The organism is Johnsonella ignava ATCC 51276 (genome assembly GCF_000235445.1).
Classification (GTDB): domain Bacteria; phylum Bacillota; class Clostridia; order Lachnospirales; family Lachnospiraceae; genus Johnsonella; species Johnsonella ignava.
On the sequence record NZ_JH378834.1, the window covers coordinates 74,597 to 97,228 of the forward strand.

Annotated in this window: 15 protein-coding genes and 1 riboswitch; of the genes, 2 read left to right on the plus strand and 13 right to left on the minus strand. The window is 36.3% G+C overall.

Annotated elements, in window-relative coordinates; translation table 11 throughout:
• The first annotated feature begins 58 nt into the window (after nt 1-58).
• Together HMPREF9333_RS08515 and HMPREF9333_RS08520 are read left to right on the plus strand one after the other, a co-directional pair.
• Nucleotides 59-1,135, plus strand: a complete 1,077-nt coding sequence (locus HMPREF9333_RS08515; RefSeq protein WP_040882702.1) for a metallophosphoesterase family protein — start codon at nt 59-61, stop codon at nt 1,133-1,135.
• Entirely contained in the window at nt 1,132-2,997 is a 1,866-nt protein-coding gene (locus tag HMPREF9333_RS08520) for an ATP-binding protein (protein WP_005541418.1), read from the plus strand. Before HMPREF9333_RS08515 ends, HMPREF9333_RS08520 begins: the two co-directional genes overlap by 4 nt.
• A gap of 292 nt (nt 2,998-3,289) precedes the next feature.
• Here HMPREF9333_RS08520 and HMPREF9333_RS08525 read toward each other — a convergent pair whose 3' ends face one another.
• The 13 genes from HMPREF9333_RS08525 to HMPREF9333_RS08590 form a co-directional block, all read right to left on the minus strand.
• Complete coding sequence (locus tag HMPREF9333_RS08525) at nt 3,290-4,987, minus strand: C40 family peptidase (protein WP_005541420.1); 1,698 nt, start codon at nt 4,985-4,987, stop codon at nt 3,290-3,292.
• Nucleotides 4,988-5,022: 35 nt separating this feature from the next.
• On the minus strand, nt 5,023-5,934 hold the full coding sequence (rsmA, locus tag HMPREF9333_RS08530) for a 16S rRNA (adenine(1518)-N(6)/adenine(1519)-N(6))-dimethyltransferase RsmA (protein WP_005541421.1): 912 nt from the start codon (nt 5,932-5,934) through the stop codon (nt 5,023-5,025).
• A gap of 27 nt (nt 5,935-5,961) precedes the next feature.
• A complete protein-coding gene (locus tag HMPREF9333_RS08535; protein WP_005541423.1) occupies nt 5,962-6,735 on the minus strand; it encodes a TatD family hydrolase in 774 nt (257 codons plus the stop codon).
• Nucleotides 6,736-6,738: 3 nt separating this feature from the next.
• Nucleotides 6,739-7,440 (minus strand): TraX family protein, encoded by a 702-nt coding sequence (locus tag HMPREF9333_RS08540; protein WP_050798134.1) that lies wholly within the window; start codon nt 7,438-7,440, stop codon nt 6,739-6,741.
• A gap of 126 nt (nt 7,441-7,566) precedes the next feature.
• A complete protein-coding gene (metG, locus tag HMPREF9333_RS08545; RefSeq protein WP_005541426.1) occupies nt 7,567-9,573 on the minus strand; it encodes a methionine--tRNA ligase in 2,007 nt (668 codons plus the stop codon).
• Nucleotides 9,574-9,704: 131 nt separating this feature from the next.
• Nucleotides 9,705-10,310: a hypothetical protein gene (locus HMPREF9333_RS08550; RefSeq protein WP_005541427.1), complete on the minus strand. Its 606-nt coding sequence runs from the start codon at nt 10,308-10,310 to the stop codon at nt 9,705-9,707.
• Between the two features lie 310 nt (nt 10,311-10,620).
• A complete protein-coding gene (grdB, locus tag HMPREF9333_RS08560; protein WP_083816617.1) occupies nt 10,621-11,922 on the minus strand; it encodes a glycine reductase complex selenoprotein B in 1,302 nt (433 codons plus the stop codon).
• Between the two features lie 17 nt (nt 11,923-11,939).
• Entirely contained in the window at nt 11,940-13,220 is a 1,281-nt protein-coding gene (locus HMPREF9333_RS08565) for a glycine/sarcosine/betaine reductase component B subunit (protein WP_005541431.1), read from the minus strand.
• A gap of 70 nt (nt 13,221-13,290) precedes the next feature.
• Complete coding sequence (locus HMPREF9333_RS08570) at nt 13,291-13,674, minus strand: GrdX family protein (RefSeq protein WP_005541433.1); 384 nt, start codon at nt 13,672-13,674, stop codon at nt 13,291-13,293.
• Nucleotides 13,675-13,886: 212 nt separating this feature from the next.
• Nucleotides 13,887-13,992: riboswitch (glycine riboswitch) on the minus strand.
• A gap of 111 nt (nt 13,993-14,103) precedes the next feature.
• Nucleotides 14,104-15,495, minus strand: coding sequence for an alanine/glycine:cation symporter family protein (locus tag HMPREF9333_RS08575; RefSeq protein WP_005541434.1), 1,392 nt, complete (start codon nt 15,493-15,495; stop codon nt 14,104-14,106).
• A gap of 647 nt (nt 15,496-16,142) precedes the next feature.
• Nucleotides 16,143-17,105, minus strand: a complete 963-nt coding sequence (locus tag HMPREF9333_RS08580; RefSeq protein ID WP_005541435.1) for a CobW family GTP-binding protein — start codon at nt 17,103-17,105, stop codon at nt 16,143-16,145.
• A 70-nt stretch (nt 17,106-17,175) separates the two neighbouring features.
• Entirely contained in the window at nt 17,176-18,240 is a 1,065-nt protein-coding gene (locus HMPREF9333_RS08585) for an NAD(P)-dependent alcohol dehydrogenase (RefSeq protein ID WP_005541436.1), read from the minus strand.
• Between the two features lie 419 nt (nt 18,241-18,659).
• Nucleotides 18,660-22,632, minus strand: a 3,973-nt coding sequence (locus tag HMPREF9333_RS08590; RefSeq protein ID WP_005541437.1) for a hemoblobin-interacting domain-containing protein, incomplete at its 5' end; no start/stop codon positions are given.

A 22,632-nucleotide genomic window follows, 5' to 3' on the forward strand; every position in this document is an offset into this window, starting at 1 on the left:
GCCTGCAAACGATTTTTAGATAAACAATACTATAAATTTAAATTATATGGGTGAGATTATGAAACTAATACATACAGGCGATATACATTACGGAATGAACCCTGATGCTGACAAGCCCTGGGGCAAAGAAAGAGCTGCCGATGTAAAAAATTCAATTTCAGTTATAGTAAGTGAATGCAGAAAAAGAGAGGTTGACCTCTTGCTCGTATCAGGAGATTTATTCCACAGGCAGCCTATAATGAGGGATATAAAGGAAGTAAATTATCTTTTTTCAACGATTCCTGATGTAAATGTAGTTATAGTAGCAGGAAACCATGACAGAATCAGCGAAAATTCTTCAATACATTCATTTCCCTGGGCAAACAACGTGCATTATATAAAAACATCTGATATAAGCAGTATTTTCCTACCTGATATTAATACTGAAGTTTACGGCTTTTCATATGAGAATTATGAAATCCGTGAAAATAAACTTGCCGGAATTAAAGCTCCCGACAATGGACGTATAAATATCCTTCTTGCACACGGGGGAGATTTAAGTCATGTACCTTTTGACAAAAATGAACTTGGCAATGCAGGATTTTCCTATGTCGCACTCGGACATATACATAAACCTCAGGTGCTTGTTGATAATAATGTTGTATACTGCGGCTCGCCCGAACCGCTTGATGTAACTGAAACCGGCAAACATGGCTTTTATTATGTTGAGATTGATGATATAAGTGCCAATGTCATAAATCTTGATTTTATACCCTCTGCAAGTGTTCAGTATATATCACTTGTAATAAATGTAAGCACCGTTTCTACCAACTCGGAACTTCTTATGAGTGTATCTGAGGAAATTAACAGAAGAGGGGTTAATAATATATACAGGATAAAAATACGTGGAATGCGTGATCCTGATATTGAATTTGACCTGAGTGTGCTTCAAAGCAAGCTTAAAATAGCACAAATTATAGACGATTCGGAGCCTCAGTATAATTTTGCCAGATTATGTGCGGATCACCCCTCCGATATGATAGGCTTTTTTATACAACAGCTCCACAGACCGGAATCAGGCATAATTGACAAAAAAGCTCTGTGTTATGGTGTAAATGCACTTTTACATACCACAGAGGAAAGGGGACAGGCATGAAAATTCTTGAAATTGATATAAAAGGTTTCGGTAAATTCCATGACAGACATATAGAGTTTAATGATAAGCTTAATGTAATATATGGCTATAATGAAACCGGAAAATCAACCATGCATACCTTTATAAGAGCAATGTTTTACGGTCTTGAAAGAGCAAGAGGACGTGCAGGCAGGCATGATACATGGTCAAGGTATGAGCCATGGGATATTGAAATCCCTTATGCCGGTGTTATGAGAGTATGGCACGACGGTGAAGTTTACAGGATTGAAAGGAATTTTTCTAAAAATGCTTCTGTACCTCTTTCAGTTGTAAACGAAACCAGGGGATTGGTCGTTGAAAGTCCAAAGGCATTTCTAAACGAGCTTATGTGCGGTCTGACTGAGACTGCCTATATAAATACTGTAAGTATAGGTCAGCTTAAAAGTGCAACCGACAGCGGTATGGTAAATGAATTAAAACACCATATTTCAAATATGAACAGCACAGGTAATTTTTCAATAAATATTACAAAAGCAAGTACATTTCTTAAATCACAGAGAAAAACCTTTGCCTCACAGATACGCCCTGAAGCCTCAAACGCCTATTCATCAAACCTTGCCGAGATTATAAATATTGAAAAGGAGATTAATTCCCCTATATATTCCAATACAATCGCTGCGCTAAAAGAAGCCAGAGCGGCAAACTCTCAAAAAGAAGCCAAACTTCTTGAATCAAAGAAGGAGCTTATAGAAGAACTTTCTCAAAACCGTCGTATCCTTGAAGATAACGGCTTTGATGACAGAAATGAAATTGAGGAATTTAAAAGCGACCTTGATTATGTTTATAAAAATTTTGATTCTGCAAAGAATAAAGTCTCAAAGCAGCATTTTAAATTTACGGCAGTTATAAGTATACTGCTTTCAGGCATTTTTGCAGCAGTTACAGTTTATCTTTTTATGTCGGGACCTGAAAATCTGACAAGCAGTTCATCTATCTTAAAACATAATATTTTTCTTGGGATAAGTGCATTGCTGTGCTTAGGTTTTTTAATAGCTTCCGAATTTATGATAAAGAGCTTTTCATCACAGAGGAGAATTTTAAAAAATGCCACTTCCGAGCTTCTTGAACTTTTTGACGGAATAACCGATGACATTAAAGAACCACTTCCTGATATAAATATACTCAACAAAAAACTTGATGATTTAAAAGATATTTCATTAAAAATAAGTGATCTTGAAAAAAAGATTGATGATATAAATGAAGAACTGTCTCAAATACACGATATTGAAGAAAAATATAATATTGAGATTGAAAATCAACAGAAAAATCAGTGGGAACTTGAAAAACAGATTGAACACCTCTCCAACTTAAAGGATGAAAATACCGCTCTTAAACGTGTTATAGCTGAAAATGAAAGGCTTCAAACTGAAGTTTCCGCAATAGATATGGCATATAATACAATACAGAATCTTTCACATACGATTAGAAATTCCTTCGGCATGCACCTTAATACGGAAGCATCAATGCTTATAAAGGAAATCACTGACGGTGCATACGATTCCATGTCGGTTGACGAAAATCTTAATGTATTTATGAATACAAAAGATAAGCTGGTTCCTATAGAGCAGGTAAGCAGCGGTACCATGGATCAGATTTATCTTGCCCTGAGGCTTGCAAGTGCAAAACTTTTGCAGGGCGGTCAAGGTCCGCTTCCTCTTATATTCGACGACAGCTTTGTGAACTATGATGAACATAGACTATATTCAACACTCAAATGGTTCAATGAGTTTTATGATACTCAAATAATTGTATTCACCTGTCATACCAGAGAAGCCGAGCTGCTTGAAAGTTCCAATATAGAATTTAATCTTATACAGATCTGATTCGGCATCTTAAAATTGACCCTACCGGATAAAATTAACCATACTGAATTACAGTTTTATCAGTATTTACAGTAAGTAAAACACTCGGTAATTGTAAAATGTTATCAGCTTACAATATATCCGGAATTAAATTGTTCCTGAAAAATATACCATACAAAACCCCGGTATGTTTTTCAGGAACTCATTTTATATTATGATACAAGTGCCAAAAGTATAAAAATTCGATGCAAGCTCGCTTACCAGAGAATTTATTATCTCCACCTACATTATATTATAATTCTATTTTACAATTTTAAAATATTCTCCAGCCAACTATAAAGTTTCTCTGCCACCACCCTCCAAGTGATCTTGTAACCACTCTTCCATTTGATGATGATGCATCTATTACGGTGCCTCCTCCGGCACATATACCTACATGACCGCTTACTACTACTATATCACCTGCCCTGAGGTCGGAAAAGTTACTTATTCTGGTATACCTTCCTACACTTTGCCAACCTGCACTGGTAAGATAACTCTGTTTTACACCTGAATTATTTAAACACCAATATACAAAACCTGAACAGTCAAATGCCCCCGGACCTTTTGCTCCCCATACATAGGGTGTTCCAAGCTTTGAGGAAGCAACAGACAGCAATGTACCAACGCCTCCGCCTCCTGTATAGGCAGGTGCTCCTCCGCCTCCACCTTTATTATTTTTCCCGTTACTTTTTTTGGTTCCGCCTCCCCTTGCGGCAGCAGTGGTTTTAGGCACTACCGGTGCCGGTCTGCGTGCATTATCCGACATAAGTTTAGCAATAGTAAGTGCACCTACTGAGCCGTCTGATGAAAGACTGTTCCTCGACTGGAAAGCCTTTACCGCCTGTTCAGTCGCTTCACCGAAATAGCCGCTTATGTTGTCGGCATCCAAATAGCCCCATTTATTCAACATCTTCTGAACATTTTTTACCTGTTCGCTCTGATCTCCAAGTGAAAGTCCATTTGGCACCGCATTTCCTGAAAGGATTGAAGCTCTTGTAGAAGGTCCTAAATACCCGTCAACCACCTGATCATTTTTTGACTGAAATGCCTTTACCGCAATTATAGTATCATTGCCATAACTTCCGTCAGGCACACTTGTCATATAGCCAAGTTCAAACAGCCTTTTCTGGAGAGCAAGCACTACATCACTTTTTTCTCCATAGGCAAGCAGATTAGCTTTCACTTCATCTGAATATATAAGGTTGAGAGTTTTTAAGCCTACTCTGCCGTCCTGTTCAAGTGAATTAATTTCCTGAAGTTTCTTTACAGCCTCTTCGGTTTTATCTCCAAATGTACCGTTTACAAGACTTTCCTGAGCAAGATAACCAAGCTCATACAATCTTGACTGTATACGATAAATATCATCGCCTGAATCTCCACTTTTAGCAGCATAAAACTTTGCATCATCTGACATTATCATCTCATAGGTACTTTTTCCTACTATACCGTCCTGAGAAAGATTATTTTGTCTTTGAAAGATTTTTACCGCAGCCTCAGTTACAGGACCGTAATAATCCGACGGCTCATCATTTTCCATAAAGCCGAGATACATAAGCCTCTCCTGCAAATCCTTTATTATAGGATGTTGTACACCTATTCTTATAAATTCAGGTACCGGTGCCGTAGTCGGAACCTCCATATCCAATGAAGGAAACTGTGCACCGGTGGGAGAAAGTGCCATAATCTGTGCTGTACTATTATCAGTATCTTCATCTGCAAGCTGTGCGGATGAAGGAGTCGCATAATGCTGAGAATTTAAAAAGGCACCGCTTACGGCAACTATACCATAAACACACACTATAACCGCTGCTGTGGCAAGTACAGCTACCACTTTAAAGTTTGCTCTGTTTGTAAGATAATTTTTTATTTTTATAAAATTCCGTCTTATATAACTAAAAAACTCATCTATATTTTTAGCAATTCCTTTTTTATCGCCTTTTTTATTTTCTTTATTGTTCCTTTTCTTCATAATGTATTTAACCTTTCGCATTCGGAGAAGAAACTTTATTCTTTTTTATTAATTTTGTTATTTTTTCCAAAAGAAAGCTCACCTGATTCTTTAATTAAAAGCTTATCAGCAAGCTCTATAAAATCTCTAAGTTCAAGGGTTTCACCTCTTATATTCCGCTCAAGCCCCATTTCTTTAAATACCTGTACTATACTCTCTTTATTAAGGTTAAGTTCAGGCGAATTAAGAAGACCGTTTTGAAGAGTCTTCCTCCTCTGGTTAAATGAAGCTCTTATAATCTTAAAGAGCATTTTTTCATCAACTGCCTTAAGACATTTTTCACCTAATACAAGTTTTATAACTGCAGATTCAACCTTGGGCTTAGGTATAAAACAGTTAGGCGATATAACACCTACCATATATACAGCACAGTAATATGCAACTGCTATTGAGAGTGCACCATAATCTTTACTGCCTGCAACAGCCTGCATTCGTTCGGCAACCTCCTTTTGTACCATAACTGTTATACTTTCCACGGGATAATGTCCCTCAAGCAATTTCATTACTATAGGAGTTGTAATATAATACGGAAGATTCGCCACCACCTTTATACTTCCGGCTTCTGCATACTTATCAATTATTTCACCTATATCAGTCTTTAATATATCTTCATTTAATACAACAATATTGTTATACTCTGAAAGAGTTTCATTTAATATAGGAATTAAAAGCTTATCTATCTCAATTGCTACAACCTTTTTGGCTTTCGATGCAAGCCTCTGCGTAAGGCTTCCCAATCCAGGCCCTATCTCAAGAACTGTATCATCCTCTTTTATATCCGCAGCAGCCACTATCATATCAAGTATATTTGAATCTATAAGAAAGTTCTGCCCATATTTTTTTGAAAGTGTAAAATTATATTTTTTTATTATATCAACCGTATTTTTAGGATTTGAAATCCACGGCATTTGAACCTCCCTAAAATATTCATTAATTTATTTTATAAGTTTCCTATAAAGGAGATTTGCATTTTCAGACGTTTTTTTTATGATATATTCTGTGCTTACCCCCTTTATATCCGCCACCGCATCTGCAACATACTTAATGTATATTGATGAATTTCTTTTTCCTCTAAACGGTTCAGGAGCAAGATATGGACAATCTGTTTCAAGCACTATTGATTCTAAAGGCAGAAACTCTATAACCTCTTTTAATTTTTTTGCATTTTTAAAGGTGGCAACTCCGCCTATTCCAAAAAACATCCCCAGCTTAAGATATTCCTTTGCAAGTTCAACTCCATATGAATAGCAATGCATCACACCGCCTATTTCATCAATTCTATTTTCCTTCAGTATATCAAATGTATCTTTTGCCGAATCTCTTGAATGTATTACTACCGGCAAACCCGTTTTTTTTGCAAGTTCAAGCTGTCTTTTAAATACCTCCTTTTGCAGTTCACGATGCGAATCGTCCCAATGATAGTCAAGCCCTATCTCTCCAACTGCAACCGTCTTAGGAAAGATACACATTTTTTCAATTTCATCAAATACCTGCTCTGTAGTTTGATCCACATACGACGGATGTACTCCAACAGCCGCATAGATATTATCATATTTTTTTGCAAGCTCAATACATTCCATACTCGTTTTAAAATTTGTACCTATATTCACAGCCTTTTCAACGCCGGCATTATAAAGTCCCTTTATAATTTCATCCCGATCCTTATCAAAAGCTTCATCATTATAATGTACATGTGTATCTATTATCATGTTTTACCTCAAAGGAATAAATATATTAGCTATAAAATAAAGTATTAACAAGTGTACAGGATAAAAGGCATAAAATAGATATTTAAAACTGTTTTTGCCTTTGGCTCCATTATACATATTTATAGGCACAAGTGCCGCCAGTGCAGCCGGATGCTGAATTAGCAGCATAGCACCGGCAATAATATTTTTTGAAACAGTTTCAGATCTTAATATATAAAACACAAGTATAAGTGTAATTCCATATATATCATAATCACATTTTATAAAATATGATATTCCTGCACATACCGCATATACTGATATTTTCCATAAGCTGCTTTTATAAAGTTCAAAAAGACTTATCATTGCAAGCCCTATAAATAAAGTAAAAAATACATTCTGGCGGCTTGTATCAACAAATCTTCCGCTGAATGCAAGATCATAGGGAATTTCCGAGATTAAAGCAAAAATCCCAAGCCTTAGCATATATTTTTTTATATTTTTAGTATAAAACTTCCCTTCTACCAGCATAAAACAATATATTGGAAAAGCCAGCCTTCCTACCACTCTGCACTGCATATATGTGTTTGAAAAAAATGCACTGCTTCTATGTATAAATTTTAGCCTTCTTAATATAACAACCCCTATATGATCTATAAGCATACTTATAACAGCTATTATTTTTAGCTTATCGGAATCTAATGTTTTATATACTTTATGATCCAAGTTATATACCCCGTACATTATTTTAAATAAAAATTGTGTAGATTTTATGATATACTGCAATAAGCACTTTATATCAAAATAATAATCCTGCAAATCCTTGCTGTAAAAAATATAAACAAATATATATTATAAAACTTCAGCTCCGCATTTTACTTCATTATAAGGGCTCATTACGGAAAGACCTCCGGCATCATCTTCAGCACATAATATCATGCCTTCAGATATTATTCCCGCAATTTCTTTTGGCTTTAAATTTACAAGCACAAGCACTTTTTTTCCTACAAGCTCATCCGGCTTATACCATTTCCTTATACCGCTGACTATTTGTCTTGTGGCTGAACCTATTTTTATCTGAGAACACAGAAGTTTTTTTGATTTCTTTACTTCTTCACATTTAATTATCTCTCCTACCTGAAGCTGGAGCTTTACAAAATCATCATATTCAATTATAGGTTTAGGCTCTATATCTACACTTTTTTGCCGGTTTTCATCTTTATTGTTAACCGCATCTTCAGCCGGCACATCTGAGCATGCTGTGATGCTTAAATCCTGTAATTTCGCAACTCTTGCCATTACTTCTTTTGCATCCATCCTTGCAAAGAGTATTCTTCCCTCACGTGCCACCCTTGTTTTGTTGGGAAGAAGCCCAAATCTGTCCATATCTTCAAAACATCTTTTTTCAGCACCAAGTTCATATAGTATATCCCTTGCAGTTTCAGGCATAAAGCTTTCAAGCAGTGATGCACCTATGGTTATAGCTTCAGCTATATTGTAAAGTATATTTTCAAGTCTTGCATGTTTACTTTCATCCTTTGCTAAAATCCATGGTGTAGTTTCATCTATATATTTATTACAACGTTTAAATATAGCCCATATTTCAGTTAATGCATCTGCAACTCTGAGTTCATCCATCTTTGCATTGGCTTTTTCAGCCGCAAGCATTACAACATCCTTTAATTCCCTGTCATATTCAATATGTGAGGGTTCACTGTCATCCCTTGTATCAACAAGAACACCTCCTAAATATTTATTGGTCATTGATACCGTGCGTGAAACAAGATTTCCAAGTACATTTGCCAGATCTGAATTATACCTTTCTATCATCAGATCCCAACCAATCGTACCATCATTGTCAAACGGCATCTCATGAAGTACAAAATATCTGACTGCATCAACTCCAAAGAAATCAACAAGAGTATCAGCATAAAGTACATTACCCTTTGACTTGCTCATCTTATTTTCACCCTGCAAAAGCCAGGGATGACCAAAAACCTGTTTTGGCAGTTCTATATCAAGAGCCATCAAAAATATAGGCCAGTAAATAGTATGGAAGCGTACTATATCTTTACCTATAAGGTGCAGATCTGCAGGCCACATCCTTTTAAATAATTCACTATGATTGCCGTCGCAGTCATAACCTATGCCTGTTATATAATTTGTAAGTGCATCAAGCCATACATAGGTTACATGCCCGGGATCAAACACTACAGGTATCCCCCATGTAAAACTTGTCCTTGATACACATAGATCCTGAAGTCCCGGAAGAAGAAAATTATTCATCATCTCATTTTTTCTTGAAACAGGCTGTATAAACTCAGGATGGCTGTTTATATGCTCTATAAGTCTGTCTGCATACTTGCTCATCTTAAAGAAATATGCTTCTTCTTCAGCATTATGTACTTCACTGCCGCAATCAGGGCATTTTCCCTCTTTAAGCTGACTTTTTGTAAAGTAGTTTTCACAGGCGGTACAGTACATACCCTCATATTTACTCTTATAAATATCTCCCTGCTCATAAAGTTTTTTAAATATCTTCTGTACCTGAAGCTCATGATCACTGTCGGTTGTTCTCATAAACTTATCATAAGACGTATCCATAAGATCCCATATTGTCTTTATACGCCCAACTGCTTCATCTACATATTCCTTAGGTGTTTTTCCTGCCTCAACGGCTTTTGATTCAACCTTTTGTCCATGTTCGTCAGAGCCGGTCATAAAATAAACATCATACCCCTGACATCTTTTAAATCTTGCTATGGCATCTGCAAGTATAATCTCATAAGTATTGCCTATATGTGGTTTCCCCGATGCATATGCTATTGCCGTGGTAATATAAAATTTTTTCTTTTCCATTCTTCTACCGGTCCTTTCTTTTATATAAACATCTAATCTGTATTTATCAAATTCAACACTATAAATAATTGCCGTTTTTTATTCTGCATGAAGCAACATACATTTACAGAACTTTAGGCATTATAATTATATTAATTGCCGTTTTTATCTGTATTGTTTTCATTTACTGCACTTACTTTATTTACCTTGACATTTCCCGATTTTTTAAAGTCTTTATCAAACTTCATATCTTTTGTATCTGCACTGCTTTTTCCGTCAACTTCAATTGTAAGATAAAGAAGTTCCTCAAAATTGTCTATATATGTATTTGCAATTGCTTTCATAAGCTGCTTATTGTTAATGTCAACACCGCTCAGTGATAACACTCCTTTGTCATTTGTAATTGTAAATGATTTCAGCTTTGCATTTTTATCTACTATATTTAACTCTATAAGCTTTGCAAAAAGCAGGTCGGGATCAAGTATATCTATTGAATTATCCATATTTTGCGTTATTCCGTTAGTTCCAGGTACATATATTGACACTTTCACCACCTGCGGTGTTGTAGGATCAGGCTGTTTATCATCCTTATTTCCTGTTTCACCTAATGACAGCTCATATGCCCGTTTTGCACTTTCACTTGCTTCAATGCTTCGCTCATTGTCAGTTTTTACTTTAGGGCTTGAACATGCCCCTGCTATAAATATACTTGATATAACTACACCTGCAAGTAAAGCTCCTGTTAATATTTTTTTCATCTTTTTCTCCTTAAAATATAACTATAAATAATAATACAGTCCGGTTGTAAAGGCTGTTATTTATAAAAAATCATTGTATTACAAGCCCTAATTATACTAAAAAGAAGCTTTTCTTTCAATAAAAAAACCGTTTTAAAAATTATATTTCTCTTAATTAAAAATACCGCAGCAGCAAAAATATATTATATTTTCACTGCTGCGATCTATATACATTACAATAATAAGCTTATATTTTTTAAGTACTTAGTCGATTAGAACTAAAAATTACAAGCTGTTTAAAAGCCTTTCTCAAATAAATATATTCTGACCTTTAGAAAATAGTCTGTCCGTCAACAGGAGTAGAAAGTGCCTTAAGAGCCTTTTCAACTATCTTACGGCGGAGAGCCTTTTCTTCATCATGGTCAAGTGCAGGATTTCCAAGCGGATGAGGTATCGCAATCGCAGGAACTATCCTGTTTGCACCTACCGTCATTGAAATTGGAGTAACAGTACATACATGTACTACCGGTATGCCTGCTCTTTCGATTTCTTTTACCATTGTTGCACCGCAACGTGTACAGGTACCTCATGTTGATGTAAGTATAACTGCATCAACTCCGTCAGCCTTAAGTTTAGGTGCAAATTCATCAGCAAACTTCTTTGCAGATGCAACTGCAGTACCGTTTCCTGTAGTTGTATAGAAGAAATGATAAAGACTTCCTATCTTTCCTTCCTTTTCCATATCTCTAAGCACGTCAACAGGAAGAACTCTGTCAGCATCCTCATTTGCATACACAGGATCATAACCGCCGTGTGCAGTTTCATAAGTATCACTTGTAAGATCGGTTACACCTGTAATATCATATTCTCCATAACGTGTTGCATTCGAACTCTCAATATGATCAGGATTTCCTTTAGGGCATATACCGCCTGATGTTACAAGTGCTATCTTTGCCTTTGAAATATCCTTTACAGGAGGATTCGGTTCAACCCTGTCAAAGCTTGGCATAGGATACTCAGTTACAAATTCCTTGCCTGCAAGCTTTTTAAGAAGCATATCAACCGCTCTTTTTGATCCTCTTTCTTCTTCAAAGAAGTTTACACGTACCCCGTTAGGTATATATCCTTCTTGTGCAGCCGTACCTATACGTTCTTTTCTTACAAGCTTAAGTGCAAGCGGAACCATTTTATCTACTGCCGCCTTCATACCTGCTGCACTGTTTTTTGTGGATATCATATAAACATCCTTTTTAAACATGTCAGCACCCGGATTTTCAACATACATACCTGTTATTACGGGTATACCGAGTTTTTCCTGTACCTCGGCACATATAGTTCCACAGGCAACACCATAGCGTCCTGCATTAAATGCCGGTCCGGCTATAAATAAATCCGGTTTCTGTGATTTAACCATCTCAAGTATATCAGCTTTTGCCTGTTCAAGATTTTCGTTAAAATATGAATCTCCGCAAACTATGGTTGCAACAATCTCAGCTTCACCTTTAAATCCGGCCTTCAGTGCAAGACCCGGACCTAAAACCTCACCGACTCTAAGTTCAGCCTTATAGCTTGCCATTTCTTCTCCACCTATTTGTGCAAAGAACTGGTTTATATAATGAACAACTTTAATCACTTTACAAATCTCCTTTCCTATCTTGCACTAAGCTTGGTAAAGCCTGTTTCATTAGTCGCACCTGTGATTACCTGAAGCTCAACCTCTAATGAACCGTCTTCAAGCACCGTTTTATCACTTGCACCTGCAATCCTTGTTATATAGTCAAGTGTACCTATAACCTTATCAAGTTTAGGCAGTATAATTACCTCATTAGCATTGCCGCCTGTAACCACTGCATCAGCAGCTGCATCAGCATCGGCAAGAGACTGTGATTTTCCGTCCCTTCCTGCATATTCATCTGTTATTATAACAGTTTTAACTCCCTCTGCCTCAATCTTTTTGCAGTTCATTATAAGATCCGTATCAGGATTTCCAAAGCCCTCCTGTGATACTATAACACCGTCAAGATCAAGCATCTTGCAGAGCTTTGCCGTCCAGTCGGAAGACCTCTGTTTATCGGCAAGATATACATTTTCATTTGTAATTATCTGGCATACAAAATTAATTGTCTTTCCATGCTCATCAAATAAATCATGTACTACAGGATTGTTAAGATGTACATATGTAGGATTCTTATCACATGCTGATACGCAGTTGCCTGATATTATCGCACCGTCCATAACCTCGGTAGGATTAAGTATTGTAGGAACTATCTTTTTAGCATCAACTCCATATACATAGGTATCATGCAGGAGCCCCTGACTCTGAAGCATTTGAACATATGCAACCCTGGGAAGTCCCGGATACATAGTAAAGCCTTCTTTGATTGTAGGTGTTTCATATACCCTGGTTTCATCAGGAGTAAGATCCTTTGCAAGTTCACCAAGTTTAACTGCGACTCTGAAGCCTGCAAGTCTTACCGCCTGCTCATAATCATGCTGTTTTATATTATCAACAGGTTCGCATACCATCACAAGATTGAGGGTCTGTGAAAATGGTGTATACTGTGCACCTTTTCCGGTCATATCTATAACACCTTCCTGAAATCCCACTATCTTTCCTGCTGTTACAACAGCCATTCCCTTAAGTGCATATGTCTTGCCTTCTCCTACTGTATCAACCGGTGCTATAACTCCCGGAAAGATGCCTCCCCTGCCTTCGACCTTTACTCTAGGTTCTATAACATCCTTTACAGGTGTAATTCTTACCGATTCGCCCGGTTTTGCGATATCGAATTCAACACCTTTAATCTTTTCGTCCTCAAGGACTACCTGTCTAAGTGCGTCTTTTGACACATACAGAGTACCTGATTCGATCTTTAATTCAGATGCAAACTGTATGTCCTTGATAAAAATGCTTCCTAACTCAAGTCTCACTTATCATTTACCTCCTTAAATAAATTTTATCTGCAGCCGAATATCTTACGACTGTGTTATTTTATTATAATTAACCAATCCCGGCAGAATCAATACCGCTCTTGATTAATGATAAATCAACCTGTTGAAAATCCTCCAGTATTTTGCCGTCATAGCAGTCTTGTTTGAAATTAAATTTAGCACAGCTTTGAATTGCCGACTCTATCATTGAAAGAGATTTCATATCAACCCTGTTTGCATCAGCACTGAGCATAACCGATTTATAAGGCGTTTCCCCGGGTTTTACGCTGCCTGACAGTGGATGCGACATAAGCCTGTAACCTAAATGTATCTTATCCCTTATCTTTTTAAGTATATCTTCATATGTGCATGTGATATATATAACCTCACATTTACCGCCTAAAGCCCCGCCTACTATAGGGTTGTTTGTAATAATTACATATCCTCTTTTCATAAAAAATAAATTCCTTTCGTCTGCATAAGCAAAAACTTACTTACTTTAAATGGCAGGCGTTTAATATCATATCCGGTTCCCTAATACTGAAAACACAAACATTTCGTTATTATATTAACACTTGAGCCGTTAATAAAAAGGACGAACACATATATAAGAGTGTTTTCGTCCTTTTCTGTCTTTTACAAAATAACTGTATAATTCAGAATACGGTCCGCTCTACAGTTCTTTTGCCTGAAAGATTCACTTTTATACACACTGACATATAAAAGCTTGCCTCTTCGGCGTCCATTGCCGGAACTCTCCCGTAGAACCTCATCCCTGTATTTTATTCTAGATATATTATATATTAATTTTTATATTCTGTGAACCTTTTATTTTTTTAGTCTTTGTTTTCAGGTGTTAATTTTCTATATCCGGATATATCCTTTACTTCTGCTTTTTCTTGAAATTATCAAAATAATCCCGGTGCACCTGTTTAATTGTATTCGTAAGTGCAAACAGAGCAATTATGTTTGGAACTACCATAAAAGAATTAAAGCAGTCCGCAAGATTCCATACTATTTCAACCTTTGCAAGTGAACCTAAAAAGATACATACGGCAACAATACCTGCATAGATCTTAACAGCCTTGGGACCGAACAAATATTTTATATTAGCCTGCCCAAAGAAATACCAGCCTATAATTGTTGAAAATGCAAAGAAAAACAGACATATCGCTATAAATATATCTCCTCCTTTTCCAAACACAGTTGAATAAGCCGCCTGCGTAAGTTTTGCACCTGTGATCGTTTGTCCTGTAGCTTCATCTACAACCTTGCTTAAATCCAATGAAGTCAATATTACAAATGCTGTCATATTAAGTACGACAAATGTATCTATAAATACACCTACCATAGCAACAAAGCCCTGTTCCACCGGATGATTAACTTTTGCAACAGCATGTGCATGCGGAGTTGAACCCATACCTGCCTCATTTGAAAACAAGCCTCTTGCAATACCTTTTGTAACAGCCAGTTTTACTGTCGCACCTATTGCCCCTCCTACTACTGCCTGAGGGTTAAATGCTCCTACAAATATAGACTGCAGTGCATAAAGAAATCTATTTCCATGTGCTATAATCACTATAAGTGAGCCTACTATATAAAGTGCTGCCATAAACGGAACTACAAGCTCTGCCACCTGCGCAATCCTCTTTATACCACCTACAAAGACAAATAAAGCAATAACTGCAACAAATGCACCCATAACAAACTGTGGTACACCGAAAGCTGTATAAAATGCATCCGCTATTGAATTCGACTGCACTCCGTTTCCCATAAAACCAAGTGCAAATACTATGAGTACGGCAAATACAGCTGCCATAACTTTTCCCAGTTCTCCTTTAAATGCCGCTTTTATATAATAAACAGGTCCTCCTGTAACCTCACCGTCAACACCCACTTGTTTATACTTTTGTGCCATAATAGCCTCTGCATATATAGTTCCCATACCTAAAAAGGCTGCAACCCACATCCAGAATATCGCACCGGCACCGCCTGTAGCTATAGCGGTAGCCGCACCTGCTATATTTCCTGTACCGACCTGAGCCGCTATAGCAGTGGCAAGTGCCTGAAATGAAGACATACCGTCAGCACCCGCTGCTTCTTTTTTATTAAAAAGTCCTCCAAAGGTTCTTTTCATGCCCTCTTTAAAACCTCTAACCTGTATAAATTTCAGATTAAACGAGAACCATATGCCTCCAAGAACCAATGCAACAACTAATATATAACTTGTAAGAAAATTGTTTACCAGTGAAACAATATCATTTAAACCCTTCAATGTATACTCCTCCTTTTGGAAAATATTTTGCCTTTTTATGTCATCAAAGCAATTTAAAACCTACCCTTGAAAACAGACTGTATGCTGATAAAACACACCCTGCCTTACACAGCGGTTTTATATAATATTATATAAAACTCCATATTTGGAAAAAACGGGCTGCTTTACTTTTCTGATCGCATTTACCTCCTTCTGAAATATAATTTATACTCAGCCGTCATTGCAAGAAACAGCTTTATCCCTGCACCACTGCATTACATCAGGCAAAAATATCTTCAAAGGCTCCATATGTCAATATGTACACAGCTATCGCTTATCATTCGCAGGCAAATAGTCATTAGTAAAATTTACATATTTTAATATATCCCCTTTAGATAAATTCGTGTAATTAGTATAACATTTTATCGACTTTTATTCAACTGTTTAAATAAATTAAAGCTTAAAATTCTTAAAAAATTCTTTATAAACACATACTTTGTTGATTTCATATCATCTGTAATAAATTGTTGCTTTTGTGTATTTTTATTAAATTCTTATGTTTTTAACTGTTTTTTGTATATATTTTCTATATTACATAAAATAATAAGGTCTCTTGTAGTTTGACTCTACATGAGACCTTATCATTAATACATTAGTTTAAACATAAATTATTTGCTGTATGATCTAATCTTTACATATTCCGAATTTTCAAAAAAATACTTTCTTATCCTCTGCCTTAATATATTTTTCCCTATAAAAACCGACTTGCTGCTCACCTCATTTTCAAGGAAAAGTACACTGTATTTTGTTCCTGCAAGATCAAACTGCAAATTTTGACCACCTGCCTGTAAAAAGCCTTTTGCTCTTACAATATCCCCAAACTCTCCTCTGAGCATCATCTCAAGAATTATTATAAGTTTTTCAGGACTGAGCATACCCATATTTTCTATTGACAAGGTTTCAAAATCTTCAGCAGAATCACTATTTTCAAAAAAATCCTCACTTTTTTTAACTGATTGTATAATATTTCCGTCATAATCCTTTAAAAACAGCTGTTGCCACCAGCAATCAGGCATATCTTTATAATGTTGTACCAGTATATCAGCTTTATCATTAATGCCTTTTAAGAAAGTTTCTATATCTGATTTTTCAGATAAATCAGTATTTTCCATCTTTGAAACCACTATGGTCTTTGCAAATTTAATCTGATTTATATATAAATCCTTAAATTCATCAAAACGGCTGCTGAAATTATACCCGTCAACTATTGTAATCGGAGCAAGCAGTCCTATTCTCTCATATTCAATCTGTTTTATATTATCAATCACATTTCCAAGCATACCTACACCGCTAGGTTCTACTACAAGATATTCAGGATCCAGTGCATTGGCTATGGTGAGTACTGAAGTAGCAAAATCTCCCTTTGTTGAGCAGCATATACAACCTTCCGTCATTTCCCATATATTAATTTTTGACTTATCTGAATTATCAGTAAGTTTTGCAGAATCTATATCCAGACTGCTGTATTCATTTTCAAGGATTGCAAATTCCCCCTTGCATCTTTTTACCATCTCTTTTATAAAAGTAGTTTTTCCTGCTCCAAGAAAGCCGGATATAATAAGTATTTTCATGATAATCCTTCACATACATAATCGACAGACAGTATATAAAGCTTAAAATTCACAGTTTTATATATTAAAATTATGCTTTTTCTATCTTTACAACAGGTTTAATTAAGTCAGCCGGTTTATCTCTCATAAGGAAAAGAGCCTCTTCAACATGCTCCCAGCCGTCAAATACATGTGTGCTTAACGGTGCAAGATCAAGCCTTCCGCCGGTTACAAGTGATGAAAGCTTCTCCATGCGGAGTCTGCCGCCCGGCATAAGTCCGCCATTTATCATCTTATGTCCCATTCCAACTCCCCATTCAACACGAGGAATTTCAACCATCTCACCTGAACCAAGATAATTTACATTTCCTATCTTACCGCCTGCCTTTAAGCATTTTACAGCCTCGGCAAAGGTTTCAACTCCACCTCCGGCTATAACTATCTTATCAACTCCCTTTCCACCGGTAAGATCAAGTACCTGTTTGTAAATAGGACCGTCCTTATAACTTATAAATTCACCTGCACCGTACTTCTTTGCGGCATCAACACATACTTTTCTTGTACCTACCGCTATTATCCTTGAAGCTCCCCTAAGTGCACAGCCAGCCACTGCCATAAGCCCTACCGGACCTATACCTATTACAAGAACTGTATCACCGAACTGTACATCAGCCAGTTCAACACCATGGAAGCCTGTCGGAACCATATCGGAAAGCATACATGCATCAACTATATTTATACTCTTAGGCAAAAGTGCCAGATTTCCGTCAGCATCATTTACATGGAAAAACTCTGAAAATACTCCGTCTTTAAAATTAGAAAATTTCCAGCCTGCAAGCATACCGCCTGAATGCATGGAATACCCTGCCTGAGCCTCAAGTGAGTTCCAGTCAGGTGTGATTGCCGGCACTAAAACTCTATCTCCCGGTTTAAAGTCCTTTACCATTGAACCTACTTCAACTACTTCAGCACAACCCTCATGACCGAGTATCATATTATGGCGCTCGCCTATAGCACCTTCCCATAAAGTATGTACATCTGATGTACATATAGCTATGGCAAGTGGTTTACATATAGCATCCATAGGTCCGCATACAGGGCGTTCCTTCTCAATCCATCCTGACTGACCAATCTTTAACATAGCATAACCTTTCATAGTTATATCTCCTTTCTACTATATTGTAAGTTATTGCAAACTAATTATACCACATAGTTTTTAGAAAATCACTATATTTTCAATGTATATAATATATTTTTAATTGTATTCATTCAATTTTACAATTATTAAACTTTATAGTGTCTAATATTAATATTTCTTATAACTAAACATTGTATATATAACTATATTGTACATTGATAAACTTAATACGTTAAAACCCTCATGATATACAGCCTTTAAATTAATAAAAACAAAAAAATATCCCTGCAGGATATAATGCCCTTTAAAGCATTACTCCTGCAGGGATATTTAATTTAAAGAAACACTGATTAAATGTTTCCATGCTAAAATCGCATACACTTTTTATCATTTTCATGCGATTTTAGTAAAATTTTTATAAAATTATATAGTCAGGTTTATGGCTCTATAGTAAGATCTTCAAATGTATCCGAATTGTTGGAATCCGTATCATTTCCACTGTAATGATAGATTATATCCTTGTATCCTTCAACACTTATAGTTATCTCAACTGATGAAAGATCTACATCCACAGCTGATATTCTAATAGCTTTAGGTGAGTTGTAAGTGCTGTCGGTTATATAATTAAATTTATTTTTCATAGGAGCAAGTCTATCAAACCTCTCGGCACTGTATAATACACCGTTTACCGTTATCTTTGTCTTACTCTTATCTTTCAAATAAGCCTCAAGCTCTTTTCTCTCAATATCGCCGAAACCTACCTCAAAATATTTACTATTTCCGGAGCCTACAACTTTAAAGCTGTTAACCTCATAGCCTCTCTCAAATGTAAATTTAAGGTCCTCGTAGCCTTCTTTTGTTATTAATATAATATTTGCACTCTGATTAAATCCGTCCGTACTTAAATAAAGTTTCTGTATATTATTATCTTCACCGATAACATAGGTCCTGGTTGAATTTCTGCCAAATCTTTCTGCTTTATTATATTCTACGTCATTTACTTTAAGTGTAAAATCTCCGTCCTTTATATAATTTGCTACATCATCAGAAGCAGCATCCTTAAACGCAACCTCAAATCTGTCAGGAGCAGGCATATAATAATCCTTTGCTAAAAACTTAAGACTTTCTATCTCAGGAGCTGATTTCTTTGCAGGCTGCTCAGGCTGTGCATTTTTATTTTCTATACTGAATGTAAGATCCTCATAACCCTCAATCTCTATTTTTACAGTATTTACAGGTTTTGTAAATGCAGTATCCGCAAGTACAAGATCTCTCATTATTCCCCTGCCTCCGGGTGCTTCAGCCATTTTATAATAATTATCTCCATAATAGCCCGCTTTATACTCAGTATCATTTACAAATACTTTTTTATTATTTGTCTTAAAGTAATTGACTACCTCATTATCTTCGCCGTTAAATGTTACAAGATAATACTTTTCACGGCTTAAGATATTGCTTGTCAGTTTTACCTGTTTAACCTCGGGAGCTTTTTTCTTCTCAGGCTGCTTAGGAGTATCCGGTGTTTCACTGTCTGAAGTTCCGTTTGGATTTTCTACTTTAAATACAAGATCTTTATATCCGTCAGCAGTTACTTTTACGGTATTTACCGCCTTAGTAAATGAAGCCGCTTCAAGTTTAAGATTCCTGTATATAGCATATCCACCTTCTGCTTCAGCTATATTGTAAAAATTACTTCCGAAATTACCTTTTATATACTCAGTATCATTTACAAATACTTTAAGATTTTTTGCTTTAAAATATGCTTCTACATCCTCATCGCTGCCTTCAAATTCTGCAATGTAATATGCTGCAAATACATCTGAGCGCTTAGTTGCTTTTTTAAATACAGGAGCATCTTTCTTTGTTTCCTGGTCCGGATTTTGCGGATTCTCAGGTTTTTGCGGCTCTTTTTCACCGTCCTTGCTTATATCAAAGCTTGCTGTTTTAAGAGCATAGCCTTCACCTGCTTTTACATAAACGGTATATTTTCCTTCTTTTTTAAACAATCCACCCTGAAGTACAAGAGATCCGTCCTTTTTAATATAATTATCTTTTCCGCCAAGTGCACCTTCAGTTTCTGAAAGTACTCTTTTCTGAGTAAATTCGGGACCGTCAAGTGTTACTTCATAAACAGCTTTTAAGTAAGAACCTTTTTTATCATCCTGTGTATCAGATGAAGCATTTATATACACATCCTGTCCTATATAATATTTGTACTTATCATCAGAAGCCTTTGCTTTAGGATTTTGATTAAGTTCAAATCTTACATCCTCAAGAACATTTGTTATTGTAAGCTCTAAATTATTTACCTGATAACCCTGTGCCTCTATTCTCACCTTATGTTTGCCTATAAGCGGCGTATTATATGAATTAAATGCTGCCGGATATATAGTTAAGGTCTTTTTATCATCACTTATGCTGTACTGCTTAAGGTAATCATCCGATCTGAGCGGAGCACTGTTTCCGTCTACTGTTATAGACTTTATTGCCGCTATATAATCAGGATCACTTGATTTAAGTACAAAATTTTCACCTTTTTTTACATTAGTTCCCTCAAGGGCAGGAGCTTCCTTACCTATCGCATCTCCCCTGTTTTTGAGTTCACCAAGCAGTCCGTCCTCAAGTACAGTTTTATATCTTACAGGATTATAGCTGCTGTCTGAACCGTTATTAGCTGAAATATAATCTGAAAATTTAACTTCAACTCCTTGGTGCCTGTTATCCTGTACATAATTAAGATACTTATCAAAATCATATAATTTATCAAGGTTTTCACCTGCAAGTACCGCAGGTTTATGATTTATAAGCCATCTCCTTGCAACAGCCGTTGCATCCGGAAGTCCCGGTTTTATATCATTAAGAATAAGTGCATTTACAAGAAGATCATGGTTAAAAAGATAGTATCCGTTTACAGGATTTACAAGACCTTCAGTACCTGCATCCAGACTATTTCCAGAGCTGCCTTTTTTTCTGGTTCTTGCACGCCCCGTAGCACCTGAAACTGCATCAACTCCTGCATTTTTTATGATATCATTTACATTATAACCAACAGATGAAGTATCTCCCTGTGTAACCTCAACTTCTTTTTCTATAACACTGTAACCGTCTGCATATATTGTTATCTTATAATTTCCAGCCTCATCAAGCAGAACCTTTTTTGTATTTTTGTCAGTACCATAAATATGGAATACATTTCCTATAAGAGACCATTCCTTTATATTCTCAATGTCTTTTTTTACACCTGAGGGTTTTGTAAGAACAACTCTTGTTATAGGGTTCTTTATAGTATTTCCAAAAGTCCTTCCGCTGGAGCTTACTATATTAAAAAGTATATCCTCACCTGTCCTTGGACTTGATGTAGAACCCGAAAGCTGGAGATTATAGGTTTCACTGTCTACAAGATGCATAGGAACAGTTACTGTAGTATCTAAACCTTGAGCTTCTATGTTGAGGTAAAACCTTCCCCTTACAGCAAGATTTTTCTGAGGTAAGCTTATTTTAATAACCCCTGTAGTTCCATAATCTGAAGTTATAGTTTTTGAAAAATTCAGCTCATTATTTAATGGTCTATACTCATAATCAAGTACCTTTATATTGCTTACCTTATTAAACCATTCTTTCTGCTGATTATTCTTAAGCGAGAATTTTATCTCTCCTGTACCGTTTCCAAGAGCGTCAATTTTGATATCAGGTGAATAGTACAGCAGCTCCTCACCGCCCATATTTTCCTTTTCTTCTTTTGTATCAAGTTCAAATGTTGTCCTTAGTGGTGCAGTCCTTATCTTTCCGTTTTTATCATAATTGTTAAGATTGTAGTCAAATGTAGATATTGGACCATTTGAAAATACATACTTAGGTGCATTATTCGGATTTCCGGGTTCAGGCAAAGCTGCTGCCTCACCCTGTCCTATAACAGCATTATCTTCAAGTCCGTCAGATTTTCTGACTACTTTTACTTTCTTGGGTTCTTTTACTGTGCTAAGCCACTTAACTATAGTACCCTGTGTATCTACATTTGTAACAGCCGAGCTTATATCGGTACCGTCCACATATATATTATAGTCTGAAGCTTTCCCCTGTGTAAAAGCTATTGACACATACCTTATCCAGCCAATCTCTCTTGTAATAACTTTTGTCGCATTTTTGTCAAGCAGCTGTGTTTCTTTATTATCCGGAACTGAAGGATTTTCTTTTCCATTATCCGGGTTTGACGGTTTGTTTTGCTCCGGGTTTGACGGTTTATTTTGCTCCGGGTTTGACGGTTTGTTTTGCTCCGGGTTTGACGGTTTATTTTGCTCCGGGTTTAACGGTTTGTTCTGCTCCGGATTTAACGGTTTGTTTTGCTCCGGGTTTAACGGTTTGTTCTGCTCCGGATTTGACGGTTTGTTTTGCTCCGGGTTAACGGTTTGT

Coding starts and splice junctions, on each gene's coding strand:
- HMPREF9333_RS08515 (WP_040882702.1), top strand. CDS start 59: ATGAAACTAATACATACAGGCGATATACATTACGGAATGAACCCTGAT.
- HMPREF9333_RS08520 (WP_005541418.1), top strand. CDS start 1,132: ATGAAAATTCTTGAAATTGATATAAAAGGTTTCGGTAAATTCCATGAC.
- HMPREF9333_RS08525 (WP_005541420.1), bottom strand. CDS start 4,987: ATGAAGAAAAGGAACAATAAAGAAAATAAAAAAGGCGATAAAAAAGGA.
- rsmA (WP_005541421.1), bottom strand. CDS start 5,934: ATGCCGTGGATTTCAAATCCTAAAAATACGGTTGATATAATAAAAAAA.
- HMPREF9333_RS08535 (WP_005541423.1), bottom strand. CDS start 6,735: ATGATAATAGATACACATGTACATTATAATGATGAAGCTTTTGATAAG.
- metG (WP_005541426.1), bottom strand. CDS start 9,573: ATGGAAAAGAAAAAATTTTATATTACCACGGCAATAGCATATGCATCG.
- HMPREF9333_RS08550 (WP_005541427.1), bottom strand. CDS start 10,310: ATGAAAAAAATATTAACAGGAGCTTTACTTGCAGGTGTAGTTATATCA.
- HMPREF9333_RS08570 (WP_005541433.1), bottom strand. CDS start 13,674: ATGAAAAGAGGATATGTAATTATTACAAACAACCCTATAGTAGGCGGG.
- HMPREF9333_RS08580 (WP_005541435.1), bottom strand. CDS start 17,105: ATGAAAATACTTATTATATCCGGCTTTCTTGGAGCAGGAAAAACTACT.
- HMPREF9333_RS08585 (WP_005541436.1), bottom strand. CDS start 18,240: ATGAAAGGTTATGCTATGTTAAAGATTGGTCAGTCAGGATGGATTGAG.